23 protein-coding genes are annotated in these 24,447 nt (G+C 42.3%); all 23 read left to right on the top strand.

Translation table 11 applies throughout. The annotated features are described in order from the left end of the window. Position 1 precedes the first annotated feature (1 nt). The 23 genes from D6853_RS02175 (at position 2) to D6853_RS02065 (ending at position 24,422) form a co-directional block, all read left to right on the top strand. A complete protein-coding gene (locus D6853_RS02175; protein ID WP_120656161.1) occupies positions 2–754 on the top strand; it encodes an amino acid ABC transporter permease in 753 nt (250 codons plus the stop codon). Then, entirely contained in the window at positions 747–1,340 is a 594-nt protein-coding gene (locus D6853_RS02170) for a cytidylate kinase-like family protein (protein WP_120656160.1), read from the top strand. The genes D6853_RS02175 and D6853_RS02170 overlap by 8 nt, the downstream gene beginning before the upstream one ends. A 3-nt stretch (positions 1,341–1,343) precedes the next feature. Next, the gene (locus tag D6853_RS02165) at positions 1,344–2,609 is read left to right on the top strand and encodes an FUSC family protein (RefSeq protein WP_120656159.1); all 1,266 of its coding nucleotides are present in this window, start codon (positions 1,344–1,346) and stop codon (positions 2,607–2,609) included. A 108-nt stretch (positions 2,610–2,717) separates the two neighbouring features. After that, complete coding sequence (locus tag D6853_RS02160) at positions 2,718–5,297, top strand: PEP/pyruvate-binding domain-containing protein (RefSeq protein WP_120656158.1); 2,580 nt, start codon at positions 2,718–2,720, stop codon at positions 5,295–5,297. Between the two features lie 80 nt (positions 5,298–5,377). After that, a complete protein-coding gene (locus D6853_RS02155; RefSeq protein ID WP_120656157.1) occupies positions 5,378–6,277 on the top strand; it encodes a DUF3298 and DUF4163 domain-containing protein in 900 nt (299 codons plus the stop codon). A 156-nt stretch (positions 6,278–6,433) separates the two neighbouring features. Further along, entirely contained in the window at positions 6,434–7,369 is a 936-nt protein-coding gene (cysK, locus tag D6853_RS02150; protein ID WP_120656156.1) for a cysteine synthase A, read from the top strand. Positions 7,370–7,687: 318 nt separating this feature from the next. Beyond that, entirely contained in the window at positions 7,688–8,878 is a 1,191-nt protein-coding gene (locus D6853_RS02145) for a MalY/PatB family protein (RefSeq protein ID WP_120656155.1), read from the top strand. Between the two features lie 46 nt (positions 8,879–8,924). Further along, entirely contained in the window at positions 8,925–10,103 is a 1,179-nt protein-coding gene (locus D6853_RS02140; RefSeq protein WP_120656154.1) for a trans-sulfuration enzyme family protein, read from the top strand. Between the two features lie 138 nt (positions 10,104–10,241). After that, entirely contained in the window at positions 10,242–10,400 is a 159-nt protein-coding gene (locus tag D6853_RS02135) for a YezD family protein (RefSeq protein ID WP_120656153.1), read from the top strand. A 14-nt stretch (positions 10,401–10,414) separates the two neighbouring features. Continuing rightward, entirely contained in the window at positions 10,415–11,287 is an 873-nt protein-coding gene (locus tag D6853_RS02130; RefSeq protein ID WP_120656152.1) for a radical SAM protein, read from the top strand. Next, the gene (locus tag D6853_RS02125) at positions 11,280–11,654 is read left to right on the top strand and encodes a NifB/NifX family molybdenum-iron cluster-binding protein (protein WP_120656151.1); all 375 of its coding nucleotides are present in this window, start codon (positions 11,280–11,282) and stop codon (positions 11,652–11,654) included. The genes D6853_RS02130 and D6853_RS02125 overlap by 8 nt, the downstream gene beginning before the upstream one ends. A 104-nt stretch (positions 11,655–11,758) precedes the next feature. After that, on the top strand, positions 11,759–12,607 hold the full coding sequence (gene nifH / locus D6853_RS02120) for a nitrogenase iron protein (protein WP_022779587.1): 849 nt from the start codon (positions 11,759–11,761) through the stop codon (positions 12,605–12,607). Between the two features lie 37 nt (positions 12,608–12,644). Next, positions 12,645–13,643, top strand: a complete 999-nt coding sequence (locus tag D6853_RS02115) for a PLP-dependent cysteine synthase family protein (RefSeq protein WP_120656150.1) — start codon at positions 12,645–12,647, stop codon at positions 13,641–13,643. Between the two features lie 39 nt (positions 13,644–13,682). Beyond that, entirely contained in the window at positions 13,683–15,152 is a 1,470-nt protein-coding gene (locus tag D6853_RS02110) for a nitrogenase component 1 (RefSeq protein ID WP_120656149.1), read from the top strand. A 19-nt stretch (positions 15,153–15,171) separates the two neighbouring features. After that, positions 15,172–16,470, top strand: a complete 1,299-nt coding sequence (locus D6853_RS02105; protein ID WP_120656148.1) for a nitrogenase component 1 — start codon at positions 15,172–15,174, stop codon at positions 16,468–16,470. A 58-nt stretch (positions 16,471–16,528) separates the two neighbouring features. After that, complete coding sequence (locus D6853_RS02100; protein WP_120656147.1) at positions 16,529–17,017, top strand: hypothetical protein; 489 nt, start codon at positions 16,529–16,531, stop codon at positions 17,015–17,017. Positions 17,018–17,201: 184 nt separating this feature from the next. Then, on the top strand, positions 17,202–18,155 hold the full coding sequence (locus tag D6853_RS02095) for an ABC transporter substrate-binding protein (protein ID WP_120656146.1): 954 nt from the start codon (positions 17,202–17,204) through the stop codon (positions 18,153–18,155). 50 nt (positions 18,156–18,205) lie between these two features. Further along, positions 18,206–18,967: an ABC transporter permease gene (locus D6853_RS02090; protein ID WP_120656145.1), complete on the top strand. Its 762-nt coding sequence runs from the start codon at positions 18,206–18,208 to the stop codon at positions 18,965–18,967. Next, positions 18,967–19,740 (top strand): ABC transporter ATP-binding protein, encoded by a 774-nt coding sequence (locus D6853_RS02085; protein WP_120656144.1) that lies wholly within the window; start codon positions 18,967–18,969, stop codon positions 19,738–19,740. The genes D6853_RS02090 and D6853_RS02085 overlap by 1 nt, the downstream gene beginning before the upstream one ends. Positions 19,741–19,761: 21 nt before the next feature. Further along, the gene (cooS, locus tag D6853_RS02080) at positions 19,762–21,861 is read left to right on the top strand and encodes an anaerobic carbon-monoxide dehydrogenase catalytic subunit (protein ID WP_120656143.1); all 2,100 of its coding nucleotides are present in this window, start codon (positions 19,762–19,764) and stop codon (positions 21,859–21,861) included. A 228-nt stretch (positions 21,862–22,089) separates the two neighbouring features. Then, the gene (locus D6853_RS02075) at positions 22,090–22,980 is read left to right on the top strand and encodes a transporter substrate-binding domain-containing protein (protein WP_120656142.1); all 891 of its coding nucleotides are present in this window, start codon (positions 22,090–22,092) and stop codon (positions 22,978–22,980) included. A gap of 6 nt (positions 22,981–22,986) precedes the next feature. Further along, positions 22,987–23,697, top strand: a complete 711-nt coding sequence (locus tag D6853_RS02070; RefSeq protein ID WP_120656141.1) for an amino acid ABC transporter permease — start codon at positions 22,987–22,989, stop codon at positions 23,695–23,697. Between the two features lie 11 nt (positions 23,698–23,708). After that, entirely contained in the window at positions 23,709–24,422 is a 714-nt protein-coding gene (locus D6853_RS02065) for an ABC transporter permease subunit (RefSeq protein ID WP_120656140.1), read from the top strand. The last annotated feature ends 25 nt before the right edge of the window (positions 24,423–24,447 follow it).

The raw sequence follows: 24,447 nt of genomic DNA, 5'->3' as shown, positions 1-24,447 counted from the left end.
TATGAGTACATTGGGAAACAGTCTTTCGATGTTAAAAGACCCGGCAATAATAAAGTTCATACTGCAAGGAGTTCTTTTTACCATGATCATATCGGTTGCCGCGGTTCTTTTCAGTATAGCAATAGGAACAGTGCTTGCCTTGATGAGAAACTACTGCGTAAGTAAAAAGAGCAGGATATTTAAGGCTGCATCAGCCATCTACATAGAGATGTTCAGGAACACACCGCTTTTATTCTGGATATTTATATGCGTTGTTTTTTGCCCGACTCCCGGCTTTGTTGATAAGCAGATGTTCGGATTGTCTTCCGTAAATAACAAGCTTCTTTTCAAGGCAGCAGTCGCACTTATCCTGTATACGTCCGGTGTTATAGCGGAGATAGTAAGAGGCGGACTTAATTCGGTGGCACCCGGACAGATTGAAGCTGGACATTCACAAGGGTTTTCGATGCTCCAGATAATGTGGTACATAGTGCTTCCGCAGACATTTAAATCTATCGTTCCGACGCTCCTTAGCCAGGTTATTACCACTATTAAAGACAGTTCGTTCCTTGCCAACGTTGCTGTGATAGAGCTTATGGCAAGAACCAAGCAGGTCTTGTCGGCAGCCAACAGATACAACGGACTTAATTCGATAAATGTATCCGACGTTTTTGTCTTATTCGGTCTGGCAGCGGCAATATATTTTGTGATCAATTTTTCCATTTCGATGACGGTAAGGAATCTGCAAAAAGGCGGGGTGGTAAATAATGGATAAATACGTAATTACTATTTCGAGACAATTCGGAGCGCTTGGAAGAACGATAGCTCAGCAGATGTCTAAAGAGCTTGGCATAGAGTTTTTTGACAGGGATATAGTCGAACTTACGGCAAAGAGAATGGGACTTCCCATTTCGGAAATAAGTAAAGAAGAGGAACGACACGGAGGCTTTTTTGCCGAAAGAAGATATCCTCTCGGCATGGGACCTGTCAGCATGCAGGAGGAGCTCTTTCAGATCCAGAGCAACATTATAAAAGATATAGCGGCTATGGAATCCTGCATTATAGTAGGAAGATGCGGCGATTACTGTCTAAGACACGTTGACAGAGTACTTGATGTTTATGTGTACGCGTCTTTTGAAAAGAGGCTTGAGAACTGCAAATCCATACTGGGCATGGATGAAAAGACAGCAAGATCGATGATACAGGATGTTGATAAGGCTCGTGAAAATTACAGACGTAAGTACTGCAAAGATATGGCAGGTGTTTTTGACAACAGAGATATTTGCATAGACTCGGGGAAATTCGGAGCAGAGGCTACCGCCGAGATTCTGTGTGGTATAGCAAGGAGTGTGTTTGGTTAGTATATGAAAAAAGACAGAGTGCATATTCCTCACATTGGGCTTCGAATAATTAAATCGGCGCTTGGAGTTTTGATCTGTTTCGCAATCTATTTTTTGCGGGGTAAGCAGGGAACACCGTTCTATTCCGCGCTCGCGGTGCTTTGGTGTATTCAGAATCAGACCAAGAATACTGTGGGAAATGCGATCCAGCGCACGATAGGCACTTTTATAGGAGCCGTGTACGGTCTTGTTTATATTCTGGTAAAGCAGAATATACTCTATCTCGGAGACGGCTTTCTACATTATTGCATTATCTCGCTGGCACTTATACCGATCATTTATACCACTGTTGTTATCAAGCAAAAGAAGGCATCGTATTTTTCATGTGTTGTCTTTCTTAGTATAGTGGTCAATCATCTTATGGATGAAAATCCATATGTGTTTGTTGCCGACAGATCCCTCGATACGCTGATCGGAATATTTGTGGGACTTATCTTAAATTCTGTACACTTCCATGGAAAACTGGATAAAGACACGTTGTTTGTTGTCAATATGGACAGATCGATGGACGGCTTTTCCGGAGGCCTTACACCTTACAGCAAGGTCCTGATGTCGAATATGTTGGAGCAGGGATTGAAGCTATCATTTATGACACTCAGAACTCCTGCGGGATTTCTTGAAGGAATGCCTGAAGTAAGACCGTCCCTACCCATAATTGCAATGGACGGGGCGATACTATATGACATCAATGAAAACAGATATCCAAAGGTTTACGTTGTTTCCGCAGAGCACGCCTGCAATATAGAGAAGTTCATAAGAGGCAGGGGCTTTAATATTTTTACAACGGTTATCTTGGAAGATGTGCTTATTATCTACTACGATGAGCTTCGTAATGACGCGGAAAAAGATATTTATGAGAAGCTCCACAAGTCTCCTTACAGAAATTATCTTAATAAAGAAAGACCAAAGGAACATTCCGTAGTCTATATGATGTGCGTGGATGAAACACCAAAGATAGAGAAACTCTACGAAGAGATAAAAAACAGCGATGTCTACGAAGAACTAAAGATCTTGGTATATCCATCTGATGATTACAAAGGATATTCCTATATAAAAATCTATAACAAAAATGCCTCGGAAAAAAACATGATAGATTATCTTGAAACTTCTTCCGAAGCAAAAAGAGTTGTCACATTCAGCGACAATACAAGGAATAAAGCGGATTACTTTTATGCTTCCTGCGATCGTATCGTGCACAAAATGCATCACATGTTTAATTGGTGTAAGTGAGTACATTATGGTATGATTAATACAGAGGCAAAGGCGCCAAGAAATTGGTGGTCTTTGCCTTTTTATTTTGACCTTTTTGTTCCAATTATATAAGCGGAGGTACTATCTATGGCAGCATTTGACAGAGTAATGTCCGGAATACCCGAGATGGATGAAGCGCTTGATAATATCAGGCTTGGAGATAACGTTGTTTTCAGAGTTTCGGAACTGTCCGAGTTCAAGCTATTCGTTGACCCGTATATTGAGCAGGCCAAAAAAGATAAGAGGAACATTATCTATTTTCGTTTTGCGACCCACGAGCCTCTTGTGGAGGACTGCCCTGAAGTTAAGACCGTGCAGGTTCCGCTGTCTCACCGCTTTGAGACCTTCACCGTTGAAATCCATAATGTTATAGAAAAAGAGGGTAAGGATGCCTTCTATGTTTTCGATTGCCTGTCGGAGCTTCAGATCGCGTGGGCAACAGACCTTATGATGGGCAATTTTTTCAGGGTTACCTGCCCGTTTCTTTTTATTCTTGATACAGTCGCTTTTTTCCCTATAATCAGAGGAAAGCATTCTTTCCATTCAATAAATAAGATCCTTAACACAACACAGCTGTTTCTTGATGTGTATTCCGATTCAAAAAATGTATATGTACGTCCCGAAAAAGTCTGGAACCGTGATTCGGAGACCATGTTCCTTCCGCATATTTACAGGAAGGAGGACGGTTATTTCAGACCGATCTTAGACGGTGTTCAAAGTAGCCGCTTCTATCAGTTGTTGGAGAATTTCCAGCGCCCCGGTGAAGATCAGTACGTTGATTTCTGGGATAAGTTTTTTAATACGGCGAAGTTCCAATATGACAGCCACATGGATATGGAAGAACCCTGTGACATCATGTGCAAAGTCATGATGACCAGAGATGACAAGATGAGAACCATGGTAAAAAAGCACTTTAGACCGGAGGACTATTTCAACGTCCGAAGCCATATGATAGGCACAGGCCTTATCGGCGGAAAAGCCTGCGGTATGCTTCTTGCCAGAGCTATCATCAGAAATACCGAGCCTGAGATAAACGAGATATTGGAGCCCCACGATTCATTTTTTCTTGGATCCGATATCTACTATACGTACATAGTGGACAACGATTTCTGGGATATCAGAGTTAGGCAGAGGACGGAAGAAGAGTATTTTTCCTTGGCAAAAGAGTTTGCGGATAAGCTGAAAACCGGCGTATTTGCAGAGGATTTCAAGACGCAGCTTAGGCATATCCTTGAGTATTACGGACAAGACCCGTTTATAGTTCGATCAAGCAGTATTTTGGAAGACGGCTTCGGAAATGCTTTTGCGGGTAAGTATGAGTCGGTATTCTGCGCCAACAGAGGAACGCTTGAAGAGCGCCTTGATGAGTTTGAAAATGCGATAAGAACGGTATATGCAAGCACCATGAGTCTTTCGGCTCTTGATTATCGTAAGAGGAGAGGACTTGATAAAAGAGATGAGCAGATGGCGCTTCTTGTTCAGAGAGTTTCGGGCTCATATTACGGACAGTACTACATGCCGTGCGCTGCGGGTGTTGGATATTCGTACAGCCCTTATAAATTTCTTTCGGGGATCGATCCAAAAGCCGGCATGCTAAGGCTTGTCATGGGACTTGGAACGTCTGCGGTAGACAGGACGATGGGCTCATATCCACGTCTTGTAAGTCTTGATATGCCTGAGGCAACGTCGTGCGTCACGATCGCGGAAAAGCATCAGTTCTCACAAAGAGCTGTGGAAGTAATGGATGTAACAGAGCATGAGCTAAAGCGCCTTGAACTTAGAGACCTTGAGAAGAAACTTCCGATGTATCTTGTAAATACTTTGCTTGAACACGACTACGAGGTTGAGGATTCATTAAAAGAGCGTGGAATAATCCGCGATGTAAGATTTATTTCCTGTAGGGGACTTGTCAAAAAAGAAGAGATAATGAAAAGGATGCAGCGGATGATGCATTGCATTCATGAGGAGTATCAGCATCCCGTTGATATAGAATTTACGATCAATTTATCGGAAACCGGAGAGTATTCGATAAATCTTTTGCAGTGCAGACCGCTGCAGGTGTCCAAGGATACAGGCAGTGTTACCATCCCTGAGAATGTACCGGCCGAGAATATTTTGATGGAAACATTGGATTCTTCGATGGGCCTTTCAAGAAGCGTTCCGGTAGATCTTATCGTATACGTTGATCCCAAGGCATATTACAATATGCCTTATGCGGATAAGCCCGGTATCGCTAGTATTATCGGAAAGGTCAACTGGACCTACAGGGATAAAGGAAGACACATGATGCTCATAGTTCCCGGACGTATCGGCACATCTTCACCGGAGCTTGGTGTCCCCACTACATTTGCGGATATAAGTGAGTTCGAAGCCGTATGCGAGGTTGAGGAAAAAGAAGCAGGCTATAATCCCGAGCTGTCCTACGGTAGCCATATCTTCCAGGATCTTGTCGAAGCGGACATTCTTTATACTGCGGTTTTCGCTAATGAAAAAACTAAGATTTTTGCCCCTGAGATACTTGAAAAGTTCAGGAATATCACGGGCGATTTTTGCGATGATTCAGGTAATGCAGATGCAGCAAGCATAGTAAGAGTTTTTGATCTTAGCGCTTCCGGTTGTACACTTTATTATGATCTTGAGGCCAATCACCTGATGGTAAGTTTGTAAATCACAGATAAAAAAAAAATAGAACTGATTTATCTGTATTATAATAGTGACATTACAGCTTATAAGAAAGAGGAAAGAACATGAAAAACAGATTTTTTATTCTTACTACGATGCTTGCGCTGATATTGTCTGGGTGCAAAGGGAATGCACCTGTTTCGGAATCGGCGGAAGCAAATTCTAAGCTTACAGCGAATGAGGCGGAGAGTGCGGACAGCGCCGGTAGTGCAAGCACTTTTGATAGTGAAAAAGCGATGGACGAAGATGCACCTGTCTTTGTTGAGTCCTGTGATGAATATGAGAAGACCAACCCCGACGATTCTTCGGGGAGACCATATTTTATAAGATCAACTGAAAAAGTAGCATTGGATGATGCGAGCAAAGAGAAATATCCTGAATTGGCGAAAGCTTGGGAGGAATATACGAATGCTAATTATAAAGAGGAGGATTCATTAAGCGAAGAGTATTTCGAAACTTCGCTGCAGGCAGATGAGGATTCTTATGAAACACTGGGGCTGCCTTTTGATCTTACGACAGGATATAACATAGAAAGGTGTGACTCACACTATGTCAGCGCTGTTTATTATTCCTATGGTTTTGGAGGAGGTGCGCATCCTTGGGACGACTGGGAGTCAAAGACATTTGATGTCAGGACGGGAGAAGAGGTTTTGATCTCGAGATTTATTCCGGATAAAGAAGCTCTTTTTAAATACCTTAAGGATTATTTCAGCAAAGACACTGAAGATAGCCTATATGACGGATGGGAAGATACTCTTTCTGAAATTGTTGAAAACTCATATAAAGATATAGATGTGATAAAGAATTCCGAAGAATACATGCCTGTACTTAATTGGGCATTAGGTACGGATGGAATAGAAATCTATTTTGACAATTACACCCTTGCTCCTCGAGTGGAAGGGGATATAGATATGGTGGTACCTTATGATACCGCTATTGTTGATAAAGATGCAGTTTTCCCGTGAAGGCCGGGTTATAACCGGATGACAGGGTAATAACCAAAGTTTATACTCCGCTATAAGTATTCCTTAATTTTCACGAGTAGACCCTTATGCTATGATTCAATCATCAAATAAAAACATGAACAAATAAAAAAAATGATGATAAAGGAGAAACGAATTATGGCAGACATCAAAGAAAGCGCATTGGATCTTATTGGAGGAACACCTCTTCTTAAACTCAACGGATACAGCAAGAAGGTTGGAAATACAAATGCAACAATCCTTGCAAAGCTTGAGTATTTAAACCCCGCAGGATCGGTTAAAGACAGAGTAGCACTTAGCATGATCGAGGACGCAGAGAAGAGCGGAAAGCTTAAACCCGGAGCAACAATCATCGAGCCCACAAGCGGAAACACAGGAATCGGACTTGCAGCAGTTGCAGCAGCAAAGGGATACAAAGCAATCCTTACACTTCCCGATACCATGAGTGTTGAGAGAAGAAATCTTCTTAAGGCATACGGCGCAGAGATAGTTCTTACAGAAGGCGCTAAGGGAATGAAGGGAGCTATCGCTAAGGCAGAAGAACTTGAGAAAGAAATCGAAGGAGCAGTAATCCTCGGACAGTTCGTTAACCCTGCAAACCCTGCAATCCACAAAGCAACAACAGGTCCTGAGATCTGGGATCAGACAGACGGAAAGGTTGACATCTTCATTGCAGGTATCGGTACAGGCGGAACAATTACAGGTGTAGGCGAATATCTCAAGGAGCAGAATCCTAACGTTAAGGTTGTCGCAGTTGAGCCTGCAACAAGCCCTGTTCTTTCAAAGGGTGAAGCAGGACCTCACAAGATCCAGGGTATCGGCGCAGGCTTCGTTCCCGATACACTTAACACAAAGATTTACGACGAAGTAATCGCTATAGAAAACGACGATGCATTCAAAGAGGGTAAGAACTTCGCAGTATCAGAAGGTATCCTCGTAGGTATCTCATCAGGTGCGGCTCTTAAGGCAGCTACAATCGTTGCAGCAAGACCCGAGAATGCAGGAAAGAATATCGTTGTACTTCTTCCCGATTCAGGTGACAGATATCTTTCAACACCTTTATTTGCAAATTGAATGATATAGGCGTCGGAAAGTTCAAAGTGTTTACATGCTTGCATGATAAACACTTTGACCTTACGACCCTAACAAACATGAGAAAATAGCAATTTGCGAAGCAAATTAGCGGTTTTCGAATGTTTGTAGAATTGCGAGAATGACGAAGTCATGGAGCAATTCGTATATCATTCATATGTATATGGAAATGATAGAATTGCAGAGCAATTCGTATATCATTCATATGTATATATGAATGGAATTAAATATGATCCACACTGAGATCGCTTATCATCACATATGACAAGCGGTCTCATTTAATAAAAGGGAGTATCACCCATGAGTAAATACGATTTTGACAAAATACATGACAGGCGCGGAACGAGCAGCCTTAAATATGACTTTGGAATAGAGAGAAGAAGACGTGACGATCTGCTTCCTTTGTGGGTTGCGGATATGGATTTTAAACTTCCCGATGAGATTCTTGATGACATTAAGACAAGAGTAGATCACGGAATCTTTGGCTACACAGATCCCAAGGATGATTACACCAAAGCTGTCGCAACTTGGTTTAAGAAAAGACACGGATTTGATATCGAATATGATTGGAACATTGTCGTACCCGGAGTTGTATATGCAATAGCCGTTGCTGTAAGAGCTTTTACGGAGCCCGGCGAAAGCGTTATTATCCAGGAGCCTGTCTACTATCCGTTCAGAGAGACAATAGAACTTAACAAAAGAAAAGTCGTAAACAATCAGCTTGTATATAAGAACGGACATTACGAGATCGACTTCGAAGATTTTGAAAAAAAGATAGTTGAAGAAAACGTAAAGCTCTTTTTATTATGCAGTCCTCACAATCCGGCAGGAAGAGTGTGGACAAAAGAGGAACTATTAAGACTCGGGGATATCTGCTTAAAACACAATGTTCTTATTTTTGCGGATGAGATTCATTTTGATTTTGTTTTTAAAGGATATAAGCATACACCGTTTATTACTTTGGGAGAGAAGTACAAAGACAATTTGATCCTCGGAACATCCCCGAGTAAGACTTTCAATATAGCGGGGCTTCAAATTGCAAATATTATCATTCCAAACACTTCATTAAGAAATAAATTTGATTGTGAAAACGGAGCGGGCGGCTACAGTCAGTGCAATGTGCTTGGACTTGTAGCAACCAAAGCCTGCTATGAAAAAGGAGAGCAGTGGGTCGACGAACTTCTTGAATATCTTGAAGGAAATCTTGATTACATCAGAAATTTTATAAAAGAAAAACTGCCTAAGGTTAAGCTTATAGAACCTGAAGGAACATATCTTATATGGCTCGATTTTTCCGAGGTTACTACCGACTACAGAGATTTAAGGAATCTTATTGAAAATGAGGCAAAGCTCTGGCTTGACGGAGGAATAATCTTTGGCAGAGAGACGGCTCTTTTTGAAAGAATAAATATAGCTAGTCCAAAAAGCATTATAGAAAAAGCAATGGAGCAGCTGTATGAAGCATATGAAAAGAGATATGGCGAAACCTGACAAAATGGCATAACAGGTTACAGGAAAGATATCGGGAGGAGTAAAAGTGAGTACGGAAAATGGCTGTAGACTACAGGAAAAATATAGCGCTGACACTAAGTGTCAGCTTAATGATGAGAAGTTAAAAGATATTTGGGGAGCGGTAAGTTACCCTATTTATCAGACGGCGACATTCGCACACAAGGGGCTTGGAGAGAGTACGGGATTTGATTATACAAGGCAGCAGAATCCCACGAGGCAGCAGCTTGAATCTGTCGTTGCTCTTTTGGAAAACGGAAAAGACGCGATCGCATTTTCAAGCGGAATGGCTGCAGTTGCAGCTGTGATGGAGCTCTTTTCACCGGGAGATCATTTTATTATCGATTCGGATCTCTATGGCGGAAGCGTAAGACTCTTTAATGAGATAAGCAGAAAAAACGGTCTGTCATATACCGCTGCGAATCTGAGCAGTGAGGATGTTTTTCCTCTTATAAAAGAAAATACCAAGGCAGTTTATATAGAAACTCCGACCAATCCAATGATGAACGTTACGGATATTGAAGAACTTGCCAAAAAAGTTCATGAAAAAGGATTGATACTGATAGTTGATAATACTTTCTTATCACCCTATTATCAGAATCCGCTCGATCTTGGAGCCGATATAGTTATTCATTCGGGAACAAAGTTCCTTGGCGGTCATCATGATACGATAGGCGGTTTTGTAATCGTTAATGATGAAGATCTCGATGAGAGACTTCGCTTTATCTATAAAACAACGGGCGCAGGGTTAAGTCCTTTTGACAGCTGGCTTATTTTAAGAGGTATACGGACGCTTTCCGTAAGACTTAACAAGGCGCAGGAAAATGCATTTGCGATTGCGGAGTACCTTAAGAATAATAAGCATGTCACCAAGGTAATCTACCCCGGATTAATAGAGCATCCCGGCTATGAGATCATGAAAAAGCAGGCAAGAGGCTTTGGAGCGATGCTCACCTTTGAGGTTGACTCCGCTGAGTTTGCAAAAGAGATTTTGGCAAATGTTGAACTCATTTATTTTGCAGAGAGTCTTGGAGGAACTGAGACACTTATTACTTATCCCATAACTCAGACACATGCGGATGTACCCGCGGAAGTTCTTGAAAAGAATGGAATAAACAACCGTATTCTCAGACTTTCTGTGGGAATCGAGGGCATAGAAGATCTGATTAACGAGTTCGAAAGAGTGTTTAAAAAAGCGGAGGGATAAGTTTTATTTATACCCTGCTATAAATTATAAGTGTTTTACAATGGAAGCGAACTAAAGCATAATGCATATAACGTCATTATTAAAACCTACTTACCAAGTAGGGAGATGGGTTATAAAACAGGCGAGGAGATAAAGTTTATGGCAAAGGCAGAAATACCAAAGACTACAGAAGTCGATGAGGCTCTTTTGGAAAGCATAGTTGAGAGCATCAAAAGTATACAGTATGGCACGATAACAATAACAGTACACGATGGCAAAGTAACTCAGCTCGAGACAAGCCGTAAACAGAGATTCTGAGAGGAGATTTGATTATGGCCAGAACATATGAAGAGCTTGAGAAAAACCATCCTTGCTTTGGCGGATGTAAGTTCAATGCGGGAAGAATTCATCTTCCTGTAAGTCCCGGATGTAATATAGCATGCAGGTTTTGCGACAGGACAATAAATGATGTCGAGCAAAGACCGGGCGTAACTTCTAAAGTTATATCCCCTGATGAAGCAAATATATTTATAGACAGAGCACTTGGATTTGTGCCGAATATCAAGGTGGCAGGAATTGCAGGCCCCGGCGATACATTGGCGACGGATTATGCTTTTGAGACTTTTAAAAAGATAGGAAAAAGCCATCCCGAACTTCTAAAGTGCATGAGTACAAACGGACTTCTTCTGTATGAAAAAGCGGACGAACTGATTGAGGTAGGAATCGATACTCTTACGGTTACCGTTAACGCAGTCGATCCCAAGATTGAAGCTAAACTCAATGAATATATCATTTGGCACGGCGAGAAGATATACGGCGAAGAAGGCGCAAAGATTCTTATCGAGAATCAGCTCAAAGGAATCAAGAAGGTCGCAGATGCGGGAGTGACGCTCAAGATCAACACCGTTCTCGTACCGGGAATAAATGATGAGCACATAGCTACCATCGCAAAGACGGTCAAAGAAGCCGGAGCGCTGATGTATAACATTATTCCGCTGATACCGCAGCATCAGCTTAAAGATATACCAAAGCCGACATGTGAGCAGATAGAAAAAGCCAGAGAGGATGCGGAGCAGTACATCAAAGTGTTCAGACACTGCGCACACTGCCGTGCAGATGCGGTCGGAGTTCCGGGAATGAGCGAGTACAGCAAGCTCGTATACCAGAGCAGAGTTAACGTAAGGAATACATTTTCACATGGATAAAGCAGTTTACAGAGTCGCGCTTGCATCTACAGACAACCGATATGTAGATCAGCATTTCGGAAGAGCCGAAAGCTTTTTGATAGTTGATGTTGATGAGAACGGCGACTATGAGGAAATTGAACAGCGTTTTGTGATTCCGGTATGTGAAGGCGGGCATCACAACGCTGAGAAATTAAAAAGAGGAGTAGACGGCGTTGCGGATTGCAATTTCGTTCTGGTAGCCAAGATCGGAGGCGGAGCGATGGGCGAACTCGAAGACAGAGGGATCGCAGCATTTGAAATGCCGGGACCCGTAGATGCGGCGATAAAAAAGCTGGACGGGTACCTCAGATTACTTAAGGAAATGAACAGCATAAGCGGACAGTAAAAAAGCTGACCGGTCAACCGGAGGTTTTGTGAATGTAAGAAAGTAGCTTACTTTTGCAATGCCTTTTTTATACATAAAAAATAAGAAAGAGGAGAAAAGAAAAAATGGCAGAACTAAGGCAGATTGCGATTTATGGAAAAGGAGGAATCGGAAAGTCAACAACAACACAGAATCTTACAGCCGGACTCGTTGAGCACGGTAAGAAGGTAATGGTAGTTGGTTGTGATCCCAAGGCAGATTCAACAAGACTTCTTCTTGGAGGACTTGCTCAGAAGACGGTTCTTGACACTATCAGAGAAGAGGGTGAAGACATTTCACTCGACAGAATCATGAAGGAAGGATTCGGAGGAACCAAGTGCGTAGAGTCAGGCGGACCCGAACCCGGTGTAGGATGTGCAGGTAGAGGTATCATCACTTCAATCAACATGCTTGAGAACCTCGGCGCATATACTGACGATCTTGATTATGTATTCTATGACGTACTTGGAGACGTTGTGTGCGGTGGTTTCGCAATGCCCATCCGTGAAGGTAAGGCAAAAGAGATCTACATAGTAGCAAGTGGCGAGATGATGGCTCTCTATGCGGCTAATAACATCTCAAAGGGTATTCAGAGATATGCAAGAACAGGCGGCGTTAGACTTGGTGGAATCATTTGTAACTCAAGAAACGTAGACAGAGAGCTTGATCTTCTCAGAGCATTTTCAAAAGAGCTTGGAACAAAGCTTCTTTACTTCGTTCCAAGAGACAATGTGGTTCAGCATGCTGAGATCAATAAGAAAACTGTTATCGAGTATAAGCCGGATTCAAATCAGGCTCAAGAGTACAGAAATCTTGCGCAGGCAGTTATCGAGAATACTGATTTTGTAATTCCTACACCCATGACTCAGGAAAGACTTGAAGAGATCCTTATGGAGTATGGAATGATGGAACTTTCAGACGATTACAAGATTTGATATATACAGAAGGATTCAGACTTAAGGAGGAAAAGGTATGTCACGCGTATACAAATCTATTACGGAACTTGTGGGCAGGACACCGCTTTTAGAGCTTTCGGGTTATGAGAAAAAACATAATCTGAAGGCAAATATTATCGGTAAGCTTGAGTATTTTAATCCCAATCAGAGCGTTAAAGACAGGATTGCTCTTGCGATGATCGAAGAAGCTGAGAAGAGCGGCAAGCTTAAACCCGGCGATACAGTGGTTGAGACAACAAGTGGTAACACAGGAATCGGACTTGCGGCTATTGCGGCAGCTAAGGGATATCCCTTCAGAGTATACATACAGGATCAGGTAAGTAAGGAGAGATTCCAGGTAATACAGGCATTTGGCGGAAAGACAATTAAGCTTGGTGAAGAGCCTGTTATTGCAAAGGTGCTTGAAGAGACAGGAGGTGACTTCGTTGCTGCAATCAAGGCGCTCAAGGAACAGGTTCTTGATAAAGAGGAAAATGTAGTATTTCTTGACCAGTGTTCAAACCCTGCAAACCCTGCAGTTCATAAGAGAACAACTGGTCCCGAGATCTGGGAAGATACAGACGGACAGGTTGATATTCTTGTAGCCTGTGTAGGTACAGGCGGAACTGTTTCAGGAACAGGTGCTTATCTCAAGGAAAAGAATCCTAACATAAAGATAGTTGCTGTTCAGCCCGGACCCAACTCACTTCCGGATGCAGATAAGAATCCTCCGGAGGAAGAGATAACAGGAGTACATCCTTTTGAAGGAGTTCCCGACAATCTTGTTCCTGCAACAATGGACAGAAATATCTATGATGAATATCTCGAAGTAGAGGCACTTGATGCATACAATGCAGCAAGAGAGCTTGCTGCAAACGACGGTGTTCTTATCGGTACATCATCAGGTGCGGCTCTCCATGCAGCAAGAGTATTGGCAGAAAGAGAAGAGAATAAAGGCAAGAAGATTGTTGCTGTATTCCCTGACACAGGACTTAGATATCTTTCAACCAATCTTTTTGCTAAGGCTCAGGATTAAATAGGATTTTGACATAGTTTATATAGGAGAAAAGAAATAATGGCAACGAATTTAAATAACTCCAATGTGGCTACAAGAGAGGCCAGGATCGGCTCTATAACAGGTTACATCGGATCGCTCAAGGATCTTGCAAGTAAGAGCGAATGCGGAACACTTAAAGGATGTTCAAGATGTTTTTCACAGTCAAGCTCCTGTCTTTCGAGCTGTGCCCTTGGTCAGCTTTCTGCGATAAGAGACATCGCCATCATTCATCACGGACCTGCAGGCTGTTCGGTTGCGGCAGCAGGTACATATTACCTTGATAAGGTTATGGCCAAAAAGCGTGGTGTTACCAATGATACTGTCTATGTTGGAACAGATATGAATGAGAATGACACTATCTTTGGTTCAACAAATACTCTTAGAAATATCATTCTGGAAGTAAACAAAAGATACAGCCCCAAGGCTATTTTCGTTTCAAGCTCCTGTGCAACGGGAATCATTGGAGAGGATATCGACAGTATTGTGGATGAGCTCAAAGATGAGATTCAGGTTCCTATTGTTGCGGTTCACTGTGAGGGATTCAAGTCAAGAATCTGGGCAACAGGATTTGATATTGCAGACCATGCGGTTCTACAGTCTATTGTTAAACCGCCAAGAGAGGGAGTAAAGAGCAACAAGATTAACTTCAAGAATTTCTATGAGAGTGCAAGACCCGAGATCATAGAGATGTTCAAGGAATTTGATCTTGAGCCAACATTCCTTTATTGTAACTCTACTATTGAGGAGCTTTCTCACATATCTGAAGCAGTAGCTACCACATGTATCTGCGGAACACTTGGTAACTATCTTGGAAACGTACTTGAAGAAAAGTACGGCGTTCCTTATGTAAGAAGCATCAACCAGTGCGGTATCGTAGGTTTTGAGGCTTGGCTTCGCGAGATAGGTAAGGTTACAGGCAGAAGTGAAAAGATAGAAAAGTACATTCAGGAGCAGAGAGCAATCTATCTTCCCAAGATTGAGGAAGTTAAGAAAGAGCTTAAGGGACTTAGAGCAGTACTCGGTATGGGACCCGGATATACATTCGAGGTATCCCGTGTTCTTAACGAACTTGGCATTGAGGTTGTATGGGCTCTTGCATGGCACTATGACAAGAAGTATGAGAACGGAGATGTACCTCCTTCAATGAAATATCTTCTTGATAACAATATTGATTTCGAGGCCAGTGTTGCGGATCAGCAGAACTTCGAGGTTATGAACATTCTGAACAAGTATCAGCCGGATCTGTATCTATCAAGACATCCCGGTTCAACTGTTTGGGCAATCAAGAACGGAACACCTTCTGTATATGTTGCGGATGAGTATATGATCTTCGGATACAAGCACACACTTGAGTTTGCATATTCAATCCTTGACAGTATCAGAAACAGAAGCTTTGAGCAGAATCTCGCAAAGAGAACAAAGCTTCCTTATACAGATTGGTGGTACAAACAGAATGTAGGAGAGTTCCTCGTTCAGGACAAAGCATGATTCACGGAGGCTGATTTAAATGGCAAAGTTACTTGATAAACAAAGATATAAATGTGCGCTGGGTGCAATGCAGACAGTGCAGGCAATTGAAAGAGCTATCCCTATTCTTCACTCCGGCCCCGGATGTGCTCAGAAGCTCTCTGACGGAAACGGAAGCAGCGGATACTTTTCACCAAATATTTTTCCATGTACAAGTATCAATGAAAAAGACGTTGTATTCGGCGGTGTAAAAAAGCTTCATTCAACCATCGATAATGCGCTTAAGGTCATCGATGCGGACATGTACGTTGTACTTACAGGATGTATCCCCGAGATTGTAGGTGATGATTCAGGAGAAGTTGTATCTGAGTTTGCAGATGCGGATAAGCCTGTAATCTACGCTCCTACAGCAGGATTTAAAGGAAACAACTACAAGGGACATGAGCAGATTATTGATGCGATCATTGACCAGTACATAAAGAAGACTGATAAGAAGGAAAAGGGTCTTGTAAATATCTGGGCTGATGTTCCTTATCAGGATCTTTACTGGCTTGGAAACTTAAGAGCACTTGAGAAACTGTTAAAAGAGATAGGTCTTACACCCAATACTATATTTGGATATCAGAGAGGAATAAAGAACGTAGATAAGATTGCCTCTGCTGAGTTCAACCTTCTTGTTTCTCCTTGGGTTTCACTTAAGAATGTAAAGAAGCTTGAGAAAAAACTCGGAACACCTTATCTTCACTACAATACACTTCCTATCGGAGCTTTCGAGACAAGTAAGTTCCTTAGAGAAGTAGGAAAGTTTGCAGGAGTAGATGAGAAGCTTGTAGAGGATGTTATAACAGAGCATGAGAATTATTACTACTATCTCATCGAGAGATTTGCGGATCTGTTCCTTGAGAACCGAGTAATCAACAAGCAGTTCTCAGTTGTTGCTGATGCTCAGTATGCTCTTGGCATCACCAAGTTCCTTACAAATGATCTGGGACTTGTGCCTGCTAAGCAGTTCATTACTGATGATACTCCCAAGGAGTACAGAGAGGCTATAACAGAGGAGTTCAAAAAGCTCAACTACGGTCTTGAAGCAGAAGTTGTGTTTGAAACAGACGGATACAAGATTCATGAAGAGATTAAGAATCATGATTATCATGGATATCCTCTTGTACTTGGCGGCTACTATGATAAAGAAGTAACTGAGGATCTCAAAGGTAACTTCCTCAACATCTCATGGCCCGTTAAGGACAAGATAGTTCTTAATGATGCAATTGTGGGCTACGAAGGCGGTATCAGACTTATCGAGGATATCTACACAGTAGCATCACAGAGATTTAACTAAGGCGACGACACAGTTCTGCCATAAACTGTTGTTTCTAAAAATTGATAGAGGTAAAGCGATGTCATATTTGATTGCCGTCGCAACATCAAATGCCAAGGACGTAGACCTTGGCTTTGGTGCTGCTAGGGGGTTCCATATCTACGAAGTAGACGGAACCGATTATAAAGAAAAAGAATACAGAGAGTTTGTTGAAGACGAAAACACCAACGCAGGAGTACAGAATGAAAATAAAAGTGATGCTTCCGGGACTCAGATAAGCGGATGCGCAGGAGCGCAGAACGGTTGCGGCGACGGTTCCCAAGGAGGTTGCGGCGGAAACGGTGGCCACGGCGGCTGCGGAGGTGGCGACGGAGCGCTTAAGAAAGTCGAACTTATTTCGGATTGCCGAAGCCTTGTCTGCAAGAAGATCGGATTCCAAGCACAAAAGCAGCTTGAGAAAAAAGCCATTGCGGGATTCGATGTAGAGTGCAGCGTAGATGAAGCAATCGTCAAGATCGCAACGTATTTCAACAAGATAGATAATCACATAAGTCTAAGAAGAGGATAAGAAAAATATAAGAAGAGCAAAGTCGGTGTAAAAACCTGCTTTGCTCTTTTTTATAAGCTCAAATTATCATTCGCTATAAGCAATCTTTAATTTTCGCTTCCGTTTTCGTGTGTTATTATTCAATCAATACAAATTACCCTATTGACCTAGTAGGTAAAAGGAATTATAGTGGAGGATAGTTATTATGAAAAAACACCTATTATTAACAATACTGGTAACCGCAGTGCTTGCGTTGGCCGGATGCGGAAACAATACAGACGGAAATGCAAGTGCCAAAGCGGGAGGCAGTGCTAAGGCAGAAGAGACAGTAAAGATAGCATATCTTCCCATAACACATTCACTTGCCGTGTTGGAAGAAGCAGATGAACTTGCAAATAATGACAAGGTTAATGTTGAACTTGTTAAATACGGATCCTGGCCCGAACTTTTGGATGCACTTAATTCGGGTAAGGTTGACGGAGCATCGGTTCTTATAGAGCTTGCAATGAAATCAAAAGCTGAAGGCGTAGGTATCAAAGCTGTTGCTCTCGGACATAAAGACGGAAATGTTCTCATTGTTTCTAATGAAGTTAAGGACGGAGCAGACTTAAAGGGAAGAACAATTGCAATTCCGCATCGCCAGTCTTCACATAATATTTTGGTAAATGATGCACTTGCAAAGAACGGACTTACTATCGATGATATTAACGTCGTTGAACTTGCTCCGACAGAAATGCCGTCTGCGCTCGTTACGGGAACAATAGACGGTTACTGCGTTGCGGAACCTTTCGGTGCCGTAGGCGTTTCGACAGGAAAAGCAAAAGTACTGTATACCTCTGAGGAGCTTTGGGAGGATTCGATTTGCTGCGCACTTGTATTAACGGATGATTTTATAGATAAGCATGCGGATACAGCCAAGGCTTTTGTCGAAGGTTACAAGACAGCGGGTAATAATCTTGATGCCGAAGCAGCTAAGAAGATTGCGGGAAAATATCTTAAGCAGAAAGACGATGTACTTGAAACTTCTTTAAAGTGGATTTCTTATGACGACCTTGATATCACAGAGGAACAGTATAACAAGCTCGTTGATAAGGTTAAAGAATATGGGCTTTCTGATAATCCGCCTGCATACTCTGATTTTGTAAAGACAGATTTTTGATTATATTACTTGTGATTGTTTAGTGACCGGGTAATAAGTAAGGGGACTTGATGAAAAAATTACTCTCTATTAAATATGTTGTTGTATCGATACTTATATTATTGGGAATTTGGCAGCTTGCATTTACTGTAAGTGATTACAGTTCGGCTCTGTTTCCGTCACCTTTGATGGCAATTCAGGCTTTGGGCGAAATGATCGCTGACGGAACGCTCATAGCTTCTATAGCTGCAAGTATGTACAGATTTGTGATAGGTTATGGATTATCGGTTTTAATAGCAGTCTTTCTTGGACTTATCCTTGGAAGCCTTCCGAAGGTTTTTAATTATGTTAATCCTTCGCTTCAGCTACTCAGACCGATATCTCCGACAGCGTGGATGCCTTTTGTGGTGCTCCTTTTTGGAATAGGAGATCTTCCTGCTATTGTAATCATTTTTATAGCAGCGTTTTTTCCGGTACTGCTTTCTACGGTATCAGCTGTAAGTAAGATCGACGATATGTACTTCAGAGTTGCGGATAATTTCGGAATCAGGCAGCCTCAGCTTATGTGGAAGGTGATCCTTCCGGCGGCATTCCCTCAGATTGCCAATGCAGTTCATCTGGCTCTTGGAAGTGCATGGATATTCCTTGTTGCCGGCGAGATGGTAGGCGCGCAGTCAGGACTTGGTTTCCAGATCATTGATGCGAGAAACAATATCAGAGCTGACATTCTTTTGGCAACAATATTTGTAATAGGGCTTATAGGACTGCTACTGGATTTCCTTATCGGTCTCTTGGAAAAAAGAATTCTTAAAGCCTGGGGAGGAGAGCAGTAATGTCATATATTCATATAGAAAACGCAGGAAAAACCTTCATACAAAACGGCGCGGAATTCACGGCTTTGTCGGATGTAAATCTTGATATTGAAAAAGGCGAGTTTATCTGCCTTTTGGGACCTTCGGGCTGCGGAAAAAGTACACTTTTAAATGCTATTGCGGGCTTTGATCCCGTTAATCACGGAAGCGTTAAGATAGATGGAAACGAAGTAACTGCGCCAAGTACAAAGAATGTTACCATATTTCAGAACTACGGATTACTTCCGTGGCGCACGGTCATCAAAAATGTCGAGCTTGGTCTCGAGTCAAAAGGAATAGATAAAAAGCGCAGAAAAGAAATTGCTAAAGAGTATCTTAAGCTTGTGAAGCTTGAAAATTTTGCAAACAGTTTTCCGAGGCAGCTTTCGGGAGGTATGAAACAGAGAGTTGCCATAGCGAGAGCTCTGGCAGTGGAACCTGATATCATCTTCATGGATGAGCCTTTCGGAGCTTTGGACGCCATTACCAGAATGAAGCTTCAGGATGATATCCTTGATATCTGCAAAAACGAAAAGAAGACTATCATCTTTGTAACCCATGATATTGAGGAAGCGGTTTATCTTGCGGACAGGATAGTTGTGATGACACCTAATCCCGGCAAAGTAAGAGGTGTTATCACGGTTCCCATTCATCATTTCAGAGACAGAACAAGCGGGGACTTTTTGCTGATAAGAGACAAGATCTTCGATCTGCTTCAGATGAAGGTAGAAGAAGATATTGAATATACAATTTAAGTTAAGGTTAAGGTAGGAAAAATGAGTCATACACATTCGCATGAACACGAACATCACCATCATCACGGCAAAAACGGACTGTCACATATTCACTCTCACAGAAACCTTATAGGTTTCGATGAGCATGGAATTCCGACGGTTACGCTTAAGGCAAGTGACCATGGCGGAGAGAGTAGTCCTGAGGATTTTACCAAGGATTACATGAACGCCGTGGCGGAATACAGAAAGACGTTTCCGTCGAAGCAGGATGTGATTGACAATACACCCGATCCCGCCGTTCGCGAGATGATCCTTAGAATGGAGCAGATCGGAATAGATACAACCTTTGACAGATTCGATGCGCAGAAGCCTCAGTGTGCATTCGGACTTAGCGGAACCTGTTGTAAGATCTGCAATATGGGACCTTGTCATATTACAGCGAAGGCGCAGAGAGGTGTCTGCGGTGCGGATGCGGATCTGATAGTTGCAAGAAATCTTTTGCGTTCGGCAGCTTCAGGTGCGGCTCAACATGGTATGCATGCAAGAGAAGTCATGCTTACTTTGAAAAAAGTTGCAGAGGGTGAACTTGATATCCCTATCCTTGGCGAGCAAAAGATAAGGAGCACGGCGGAAGCTTTTGGAATAAAGCAAAAGAACAGACAGCTTAAGAATGTTGCAAAAGATCTTGCAGATGCTTTGCTTGAAGATATGTCCAGAAGTGTCCCCGATGACTATAAGACAATAAAGGCCTGTGCGCTTCCCGAGAGGCAAAAGGTATGGGAAGAGTTAGATATTCTTCCTATCAGTGCATATCATGAGGTCTTTGAAGCCTATCATAAGTCGGGATGCGCAACGGACGGCGACTGGAAGAGCATCATGCAGCAGTTCCTTCGCTGCGGTCTTGCATTTACTTTTTCCGGGGTTGTCGGTGCAGGTATAGCAACTGATGCTTTATTTGGAGTAGGTGACAGAGTTACATCCAAAGTTAATATCGGAGCGCTCAAAAAGGGCTATGTGAATATTGCCGTACACGGACATCTTCCTACACTTGTAAGCCAGATTGTTGCCGCGGGAAAGAGAGAAGATCTGATCGAACTTGCCAAGTCCAAAGGAGCTAAGGGTATCAGATTCTACGGTATCTGTTGTTCGGGACTTTCAGCGATGTACAGAGACAGTGGTGTTATTCCGCTTTCAAATGCGGTATCCGCGGAACTTGTACTTGCTACAGGAGCGCTTGATCTGTGGGTTGCGGATGTTCAGGATGTATTCCCTTCGATCATGGATGTTGCAAAGTGCTTTAAGACTACGGTTATAACTACAAGTGATTCCGCAAGGCTTCCCGGTGCCGAGAGATATGAATACGATCATCATCACAGCAATATAGGTCAGACCAAAGAACTTGCAGAGAAGATAGTAAGACGTGCGATCGAGAGTTTTGAGATCAGAAAGGGAATGCCTGTCTACATTCCTCCGTATGAGGTTGAGGCAGAAGTCGGATTCTCTGTTGAGTATGTTCATAAGAGATTCGGAAGCATGAAGCCTCTTGCCGAAGCAATTAAATCGGGACAGATCCTCGGTGTCGTAAATATGGTCGGATGCAATAATCCAAAGGTATTATATGAAAAATGTATCATTGATGTTGCTGATGAGCTTCTTAAAAACAACGTTCTCATCATTACCAACGGATGCGCATCCTTCCCTCTTATGAAACTGGGATATTGTGCGATCTCAGGTAAAGAAAAAGCAGGAGAGTCATTAAGAGAATTTCTTGAACCGGATCTTCCGCCTGTATGGCATGTGGGAGAGTGCATAGATAATACTCGTTCCACAGGTATATTTGCGGGAATTGCAGGTGTGCTTGGAAAGAACCTTTATGAACTTCCTTTTGCATTCTCATCACCCGAGTGGGGCAATGAGAAGGGAATTGATGCGGCTCTTGGATTCAGACTTAACGGAATCAGTTCTTATCACTGCGTCGAGGCTCCGATCTTTGGATCCAAGAATGTTATTGAGTTCTTGAAGCATGGTACGAAAGAGTTACTTGGCTCAACAATGAACGTAAATACAGATCCTGTAGCACTTGCTAAGCAGATAGTACAGGATATGAAGGACAAGAGGAAAGCTCTTGGCTGGGACAAGTAAACTCAAATTGAATTATAACTTTTAGTTATAGCCTCCCTAAAGATTGGCGTAATTGTGCTAATAGGGAGGCTATTGTATATTAAACTCAACAAAAGCAAACAAGGAGCAAACTCATATGTTTACTAACCGGACAACCGGAGGTTAGTGGTTCGTCACCATTAGGCGGACCAGTAATCTCCGGTTTTCTCATGTGAACTTTTGATTTCAGGTTAGCGAGAGGAGACGATTATGAAAAAAAGAACAATTAAAAATATTCTGTTATCGGGAGTGCTTGTAGGCGCAATGATGTTATCTGCAGTAGGATGCGGAAAGGTATCACAGGGAGCTGATACTGAAGTAAAGGCAGCAGAAGATAACATAAAAGGAGAAGCACAGAGCGAAGGAAGCGGGCAGGTGCAGAAGATAGTTATAGGATCGGGAACCAATTACAATCCTTACTGCTATATAGATGAAAATGGAGATGCTGTTGGTTATGAGTATGACGTACTAAAGGAAATCGACGAGCTGCTTCCTCAGTATGAATTTGAGTATCAGTCAATGGCATTCGATCAGCTGGTTCTTTCACTTGAATCAGGAAAGATTGATCTTGCAGCACATCAGTATGAGTACACACCCGAGAGGGAAGAGAAATATCTTTTCTCAGGAGAGTCTTATACGTCATATATCACTTACCTTGCAGTTCTTATAGATGATAACGCTACAAGCCTTGAAGACCTTGCGGGTGAGAAGATCAGAACCGGTGGTTCAACAAGTGCCACAACTCAGATCCTTACAAAGTGGAACGAGGAGCATCCGGGTCAGGAAGTTGTTCTTGTAACTTCTGAGAGTAGCTCAGATGAAGAAGCAGCTGCTGCACTTAAGTCAGGAGCAGCAAGAGCATCCGTACTTAAGAAGAGCGATGTTATCAAGATGAATACCAACTTCAGCGATGACGGAAAAGAATGGCTTAAGTCTGTAGGCGAACCCATCAACAATTCAAAGACTTATTATCTGTATCGCAAGGATGAGACAGAACTTAGAGATGCGGTAGACGGAGCTCTTAAGACACTTAAGGAAAACGGAAAGCTTTCTGAGCTTGCAATTAAGTGGGTTGGATATGACGTTACAGAAGAGGAATAAATAGATATGGGTAATTATTTTAGTCTTGAAAGATTTATACATGTCTTTCCTAAAGTGATTTCAAGTTTACCTGTTAATCTTCACATTGTTTTTTGGTCAATGCTTCTTGGCACTATACTGGCTGTATTTGTAGCAGTGCTTAGATTACAAAGAGTACCTGTGATAAGCGGTTTACTGGGATTGTATATATCCTTTATGAGGGGAACGCCGCTCCTGGTGCAGATGATGATCGCGTTTTACGGAATCCCAATAGTACTCGGCACAGTATTTTTAAATCTTTTCGGGATCAATCTAAACAGACTTGAACCCGTGATATTTGTAGAAATAGCGATTATTCTGAATGAGGGGGCTTTCCTTGGAGAGATATTTAGAGGAGCCATAACATCTGTACCTGCGGTTCAGTCGGAAGCAGGATATTCTATAGGAATGACGGGGGCACAAACCTTTGTAAGGATTGTGCTCCCGCAAGCTTTTAAGGTGGCAATTCCGCATTATGGCGTTGACCTCATAGGAGTTTTTCAGAATACATCACTTGTATTTATGCTTGGAGTCGTAGATCTTTTGGGAAGAGCTAAGACAATTGGTGCGGCGTCCGGCCACACTATTGAAGGGTATGTTGCGGCAGCACTTATATATATTGCGTTTAGCTTACTGTTAAAAGGAGCTTTTCTTCTCATAGAAAAGAAACTGAGCGGTGGAGAGATTAAACTTGTTTAAGGAGTTGGGATATGAGTTTTAGTGTATCAAGTTTTTGGGAGTCTCTTGTGTCAGCACTAGCCTATGCTCCGGTAACCATCAAACTTACTGCGATCACCTTTGTTGTAAGTCTGGTTCTTGGAACAATCATAGCGACGATAAGGTATTACAAGGTACCTGTTCTTTCACAGATCTTTGCGGTGTTTGTGACTGCATATCTGGGACTACCCACTATGGTGGCACTTCTTTTGTATAACATCATATTTATGACATGCTATGCAGATGTGGCAAATGTACTTCACATTACAGTGCCCATAAGCGAAGTTGATCCGATCATAATAGGTTATTTTGCACTTATCCTTGGGACAAGTTGTTCTGTAAGTGAGAGCGTAAGAGGTGCTTTCAGAGGAATAGACAAGGTGCAATTTGAAGCGGGCTACAGTATAGGTCTTGGCAAGTTCAAGACACTTACAAGAGTTATCTATCCTCAGATGGTGCCTATATTACTTCCGGGTTTACAGAATTCTCTGATAGGACTATTGAAGGCATCCAATCTTGTGAGCGCTATCTCAGTCATTGAGATCATGACGGGAGCTCTTTTGCCAAGTCTTTTGTACTACAGTTATCTTGAAGGTTATGTGGCAGCAGCGCTTGTATACTGGCTTATAGGAATCGGTATAGAGGTGATAGGATACCTGGCTGAGAAAAACAGCGGAAAATATTTAAAGCAAGTGGCGACAGGCTGAAAACGTAGGAAATATGAGCATATTA

This window comes from Butyrivibrio sp. X503, assembly GCF_003625475.1.
Taxonomy (GTDB): Bacteria; Bacillota; Clostridia; order Lachnospirales; family Lachnospiraceae; genus Butyrivibrio.
Note: the sequence above shows the minus strand (reverse complement) of the source record. Positions and strands in the feature narration are given on the sequence as shown.

Coding starts and splice junctions, on each gene's coding strand:
- cooS (WP_120656143.1), top strand. CDS start 19,762: ATGAGTCATACACATTCGCATGAACACGAACATCACCATCATCACGGC.
- D6853_RS02130 (WP_120656152.1), top strand. CDS start 10,415: ATGGCCAGAACATATGAAGAGCTTGAGAAAAACCATCCTTGCTTTGGC.
- D6853_RS02155 (WP_120656157.1), top strand. CDS start 5,378: ATGAAAAACAGATTTTTTATTCTTACTACGATGCTTGCGCTGATATTG.
- D6853_RS02065 (WP_120656140.1), top strand. CDS start 23,709: ATGAGTTTTAGTGTATCAAGTTTTTGGGAGTCTCTTGTGTCAGCACTA.
- D6853_RS02075 (WP_120656142.1), top strand. CDS start 22,090: ATGAAAAAAAGAACAATTAAAAATATTCTGTTATCGGGAGTGCTTGTA.
- D6853_RS02090 (WP_120656145.1), top strand. CDS start 18,206: ATGAAAAAATTACTCTCTATTAAATATGTTGTTGTATCGATACTTATA.
- D6853_RS02175 (WP_120656161.1), top strand. CDS start 2: ATGAGTACATTGGGAAACAGTCTTTCGATGTTAAAAGACCCGGCAATA.
- D6853_RS02160 (WP_120656158.1), top strand. CDS start 2,718: ATGGCAGCATTTGACAGAGTAATGTCCGGAATACCCGAGATGGATGAA.
- D6853_RS02070 (WP_120656141.1), top strand. CDS start 22,987: ATGGGTAATTATTTTAGTCTTGAAAGATTTATACATGTCTTTCCTAAA.
- D6853_RS02115 (WP_120656150.1), top strand. CDS start 12,645: ATGTCACGCGTATACAAATCTATTACGGAACTTGTGGGCAGGACACCG.
- D6853_RS02165 (WP_120656159.1), top strand. CDS start 1,344: ATGAAAAAAGACAGAGTGCATATTCCTCACATTGGGCTTCGAATAATT.
- D6853_RS02095 (WP_120656146.1), top strand. CDS start 17,202: ATGAAAAAACACCTATTATTAACAATACTGGTAACCGCAGTGCTTGCG.
- nifH (WP_022779587.1), top strand. CDS start 11,759: ATGGCAGAACTAAGGCAGATTGCGATTTATGGAAAAGGAGGAATCGGA.
- D6853_RS02110 (WP_120656149.1), top strand. CDS start 13,683: ATGGCAACGAATTTAAATAACTCCAATGTGGCTACAAGAGAGGCCAGG.
- D6853_RS02145 (WP_120656155.1), top strand. CDS start 7,688: ATGAGTAAATACGATTTTGACAAAATACATGACAGGCGCGGAACGAGC.
- cysK (WP_120656156.1), top strand. CDS start 6,434: ATGGCAGACATCAAAGAAAGCGCATTGGATCTTATTGGAGGAACACCT.
- D6853_RS02125 (WP_120656151.1), top strand. CDS start 11,280: ATGGATAAAGCAGTTTACAGAGTCGCGCTTGCATCTACAGACAACCGA.
- D6853_RS02170 (WP_120656160.1), top strand. CDS start 747: ATGGATAAATACGTAATTACTATTTCGAGACAATTCGGAGCGCTTGGA.
- D6853_RS02085 (WP_120656144.1), top strand. CDS start 18,967: ATGTCATATATTCATATAGAAAACGCAGGAAAAACCTTCATACAAAAC.
- D6853_RS02100 (WP_120656147.1), top strand. CDS start 16,529: ATGTCATATTTGATTGCCGTCGCAACATCAAATGCCAAGGACGTAGAC.
- D6853_RS02135 (WP_120656153.1), top strand. CDS start 10,242: ATGGCAAAGGCAGAAATACCAAAGACTACAGAAGTCGATGAGGCTCTT.
- D6853_RS02105 (WP_120656148.1), top strand. CDS start 15,172: ATGGCAAAGTTACTTGATAAACAAAGATATAAATGTGCGCTGGGTGCA.